Here is a 5057-nt window from a genome sequence, read left to right as displayed (position 1 = left end):
AAGAGGCTAATCGTCATAATGAGGTAAAGGAAGAAGGTAATGAGAAAGCCTGCGCGCCAAAAGTACTTGAAAAATTTCGGATAGTAAAAGCTACGTCTCTTTTTCAAGAAATAGATAGTCAAGCCGATAGCTAAGAGGGACAAAGCTAATAACAATTGCGGCAACAAATTATGATAGTAGGCCGCATCTGAAATCAAATAGTATTCAAGCGCGAACAGAGGAAAAGCCAGATCGGCAAAATTCCAGCCATATCGACGCAGTTTAAAGACTCGAATAATAATCCCACTGAGAATCAGGGTCAAAAAAATAAATACAAGGGAAGCAACTTTTATTAACATACCTCCATTTTATCACAAAAGTAAAAAAAGTGTGATGGAAATGAAATTTTTTCTTGCATTCGGAAGAAAATAGTGTATAATAGAAAGGTATGCGCAGAGCATACTTGTGGGAGGTAAAAATCTGTAATTACCGCCAAAACCACAAAGGAGGATTTAAGAAATGGCTAAAAAAGTCGAAAAACTTGTAAAATTGCAAATCCCTGCTGGTAAAGCTACACCAGCTCCACCAGTTGGACCAGCACTTGGTCAAGCAGGTATCAACATCATGGGATTCACTAAAGAGTTTAACGCTCGTACAGCTGACCAAGCTGGAATGATTATCCCAGTTGTGATCACTGTTTATGAAGATAAATCATTTGATTTCGTTACAAAAACACCACCAGCTGCTGTTCTTTTGAAAAAAGCTGCAGGTGTTGAAAAAGGATCAGGTACACCTAACAAAACGAAAGTTGCAACAGTTACTCGTGCGCAAGTACAAGAAATTGCTGAAACTAAGATGCCAGATTTGAACGCTGCAAACATTGAGTCTGCAATGCGTATGATCGAAGGTACTGCTCGTTCTATGGGATTCACTGTTACTGACTAATTGTAACAATCCTATTTGCCCGCAATACACTTGATCATGAGACGAGTGACGTGGGAGATGAAAATCGATATGACCACATTACAAGGAGAAAGATAAAATGGCTAAAAAAAGCAAACAACTTCGTGCTGCACTTGAAAAAATCGACAGCACAAAAGCATACAGCGTAGAAGAAGCTGTAGCTCTTGCAAAAGAAACTAACTTTGCAAAATTTGACGCAACTGTAGAAGTTGCTTACAACTTGAACATCGACGTGAAAAAAGCTGACCAACAAATCCGTGGTGCAATGGTATTGCCAAACGGAACTGGTAAAACTGCTCGCGTTCTTGTATTTGCACGTGGTGCAAAAGCTGAAGAAGCAAAAGCTGCTGGTGCAGACTTCGTAGGTGAAGATGACCTTGTTGCGAAAATCAACGATGGTTGGTTGGACTTCGACGTTGTTATCGCTACACCTGACATGATGGCTCTTGTTGGACGTCTTGGACGTGTCCTTGGACCACGTAACTTGATGCCAAACCCTAAAACTGGTACTGTAACAATGGATGTTGCTAAAGCAGTTGAAGAGTCTAAAGGTGGTAAAATCACTTACCGTGCAGACCGTGCAGGTATCGTACAAGCGATCATCGGTAAAGTGTCATTTGACGCTGACAAATTGGTTGAAAACTTCAAAGCTTTCAACGATGTTATCCAAAAAGCAAAACCAGCTACAGCTAAAGGTACTTACGTAACTAGCTTGACTTTGACTACTACTCAAGGTCCTGGTATCAAAGTGGATGTTAACTCACTTTAATTAGAAATCAAAGCTACCTTCGGGTAGCTTTTTTTCTTTATTTGAATGATTTAGAAAGTTCTACCTTGATGATAAATTCGATGAATATTAAAACGCTTGCATAAGTACAGGAAAAGGGTATAATATAGTTGAAAAACAAAAAAAGGAGAATCAAATGATTTTTAAACGTTCAAACGGAGAATTCCGTGAAACTGATCGAGTGACTCGTTTCAAATTGATCAAGTCAGGTAAGAACTGGTTGCGTGCAGCTACTTCTAACTTTGGTTTGCTCAAAGTGATTCGTGGTCAAGTCGAAGAGACAGTTGTAGCTGAGGTGCGTGAAGATGCTGTTTCTACTAAGAGCCGTCACCTCTTAAAAGGGATCTTAGTGGCAGCGGCAGTCCTAAGTGCTACTACAGTTGCAAATACTACCTTTGCGGATGAAGTAGGAAACGAAGTAGTTTCTTCCTCTACAGCAATGAGTGCTCCATCCGTTTCAACTGAAGCAGCTTCATTAACTGAAGAAGCTTCTAAAGAAGTCTCAGCCCCTCAAAATGAAACTGCTACAGAAACAAAACCTTCAGTAGCAAGTTCATCCCAAGTGGTCGAAAGTGCTGTAGCATCGGATGATAAAGCGATTTTGGAACAAAATGCTTCTGAAGCAGCTTTATTGAATCAAATAGCAGAAAAATATGCTTCCAACCATCAAAATGAAGAGCAGAAAGCTGCTATCAAAGAGGCTGTTGCAAAAGTTCAAGCTGAATTGCCAACAAAAGAAGCTTCGAGCAATTCTGAAGTAAAACCACAATCATATGCTGAACAACGAGAACGCTTGAACAAGTCAGTAGATGATATGATGGCAACCTTGAAGGATGCAGGTTTCAATGGGAATACAACTGTTAATGGTGCACCAGCAATCTCTGCTCAGTTAGATGCGCTTTCAACTTCAAACACCTTGACTGCCCCATCAGTTACTCCAACAATGGAGGATCCAAACGGTGCTTCCATTAATGACCCAGCATGGAACAATACAACTTATCAATTGGATCCAAATGCTGATCGCTATACCTATTCTATTTGGGATCTTCAAAACTGGCAAGGTCCGGCAAATCAAGGTGGCGTTACCTATAGCAATGGTGGCTATTATGTAACCTTCTCAGTAGATCGTTCTGCTGTCGGAACAACTCAGACACCAACTGTTCATGCTCGTTTGGTTGAAAAAGCTACTGGTAAAGAAGTCGAAACCTTGGATTTGACTGCCAAGTCAACTTTCCAATTTAAGACCTTGGTGAACGAAAATCCTACTTATGCCCCTCAATTTGATTATACTGCTGGGGAATCTTCGCAAATCCTAGGAACTTGGACCAATAACCGTGAAGCTGGTCCAACTTCTGATGATAAATATAAACACCACATTCTTCAAATTCGTGATACGACTAAACCAGGAAATGTTGGGGAAACAAAACCGAATGTTCAAACAGTTATCCCAACTGAAAAAGTAACCCATACCACCTACTATAAAGTAGAGGGTACGAATAAAGAGTTGGCTTCATACAGCCAGACAGGTATTGAAAGCCAAGACTACAAGGCCTCTAATCCGCGTGAGTTTGAAGGCTACGAGTTTGTACGTACGGATGCTGAAAAGGATATGACCGGTTCTCTGGGTGGTGTCGGAGCTAAATACTTGGAACTCCAAGGTGGACGTGCTCACTACTACGTCAAACGGATTGTAGAGCAAGTCGATAAAGATGGAACATCTGTTGTTAAATTATATGCTTTAGACCCATCAAAAGTGGCATCGTATAATCCATCAACAGATGTTAATACGCTTGATTTAACCAACTATACATTGTTGTATACTTCAGATCCGGTTAAGCCAGGAGGTAAGCCAACACCATCTGGAACAAAAGATGCATTAACTGATTTGGGATATGTTGATAGTAAGGATGGACAATACCATCTTCGTGTACAAACATATACGGATGGTGGAAATGGAAATGTGCGTTTGAGTGGTTGGTACAATAAGGCTACTGGGGATGCCTTTACAGCCTCACCACAGTTCTCAGCAGATGTCGATCCGGTTCGAAATAATACTTCCAACATCATTGGTGGGAACACACCAGGGGATAAGGCTTCTGGCTACCCATCATTCTTTAATAACTATTCTCTTCCATCCATTAAAGAAATTTCTACAGATGTAACGCACTATTACCGCAAATCAGATGTTACTGGTAATGTTTACGTTCATTATAAGGATACTGAGGGTAATGAGCTGAAAACTTCCGTCACAGATGAAGCGGCGCAACCAATTAATAAGGCCTACGATACAGTCGTGGACAACCGTCCGCAAACAATCGAAAAAGATAGCAAGACTTATGAATTGGTCCCAGCGGGTACCTACACAGTCGGTGAAGTAGATGATGAGGGTCACCTCAAGTCTTCTGATCCTACAACTGGTCTAGTTACTAAAGAAGATAAGAATGTTACCTACATCTATAAGCTCAAAGAAGAGCCTAAAGGTAATGTCTATGTACACTATGTGGATACAGAAGGCAAGACCATCAAGTCAGATGTGACCGACGAAGACGCTCAACCGGTGGATAAGGACTACGACACAGTGGTAGACAACCGCCCACAAGAGATTGCATTCGAAGGCAAGACTTATGAATTGGTACCTGCAGGTAACTACAAAGTCGGTGAAGTGGATGACCAAGGTCACCTCAAGTCAACTGACGCTACTACAGGTAAAGTGATCGAAGGCGATAAGAATGTAACGTATGTATACAAACTGAAGGAAGAACCTAAGGGTAACGTCTATGTACACTATGTGGATACAGAAGGCAAGACCATCAAGTCAGATGTGACCGATGAAGATCAACAACCAGTAGACAAAGACTACGATACAGTTGTAGACAACCGTCCACAAGAGATTGCATTCGAAGGCAAGACCTATGAATTGGTTCCAGCAGGAAACTACACAGTCGGTGAAGTAGATGACCAAGGTCACCTTAAATCTACCGATCCTACAACAGGCAAAGTGATTGAAGGCGATAAGAATGTAACGTATGTGTACAAACTAAAAGAAACACCAACAGAACCTAAGGGTAACGTCTATGTACACTATGTGGATACAGAAGGTAAGACCATCAAGTCTGATGTAACCGATGAAGACCAACAACCAGTAGACAAAGACTACGATACAGTCGTAGACAACCGTCCACAAGAGATTGCATTCGAAGGCAAGACTTATGAATTGGTTCCAGCCGGCACTTACACAGTTGGTGAAGTGGATGACCAAGGTCACCTCAAGTCTACCGATCCTACAACAGGCAAAGTGATCGAAGGCGATAAGAATGTAACGTATGTG

At 41.3% G+C, this 5057-nt stretch carries 4 protein-coding genes; 3 read left to right on the top strand and 1 reads right to left on the bottom strand.

Features of this window, described 5'->3' with window-relative positions; all coding sequences use genetic code 11:
• On the bottom strand, positions 1 to 338 hold a 338-nt coding region (locus tag ACLOR3_RS00020; RefSeq protein ID WP_412036865.1), incomplete at its 3' end, for a DUF3397 family protein.
• A 160-nt stretch (positions 339 to 498) separates the two neighbouring features.
• Here ACLOR3_RS00020 and rplK point away from each other — a divergent pair.
• The 3 genes from rplK to ACLOR3_RS00005 all read left to right on the top strand — a co-directional run.
• Positions 499 to 924: a 50S ribosomal protein L11 gene (gene rplK, locus ACLOR3_RS00015; protein ID WP_006595850.1), complete on the top strand. Its 426-nt coding sequence runs from the start codon at positions 499 to 501 to the stop codon at positions 922 to 924.
• A 97-nt stretch (positions 925 to 1021) separates the two neighbouring features.
• Entirely contained in the window at positions 1022 to 1711 is a 690-nt protein-coding gene (rplA, locus tag ACLOR3_RS00010) for a 50S ribosomal protein L1 (RefSeq protein WP_006595851.1), read from the top strand.
• Positions 1712 to 1865: 154 nt separating this feature from the next.
• On the top strand, positions 1866 to 5057 hold a 3192-nt coding region (locus tag ACLOR3_RS00005; RefSeq protein WP_412036864.1), incomplete at its 3' end, for an accessory Sec-dependent serine-rich glycoprotein adhesin.

Source organism: Streptococcus intestinihominis, assembly GCF_046824975.1.
GTDB lineage: Bacteria > Bacillota > Bacilli > Lactobacillales > Streptococcaceae > Streptococcus.
The sequence above is the reverse complement of the archived record's forward strand: the minus strand, read 5'-3'. Positions and strand labels throughout refer to the sequence as shown.

Bases quoted from the DNA above. Each gene is read 5' to 3' on its own strand.
- rplK (WP_006595850.1), top strand. From the start codon at position 499: ATGGCTAAAAAAGTCGAAAAACTTGTAAAATTGCAAATCCCTGCTGGT.
- rplA (WP_006595851.1), top strand. From the start codon at position 1,022: ATGGCTAAAAAAAGCAAACAACTTCGTGCTGCACTTGAAAAAATCGAC.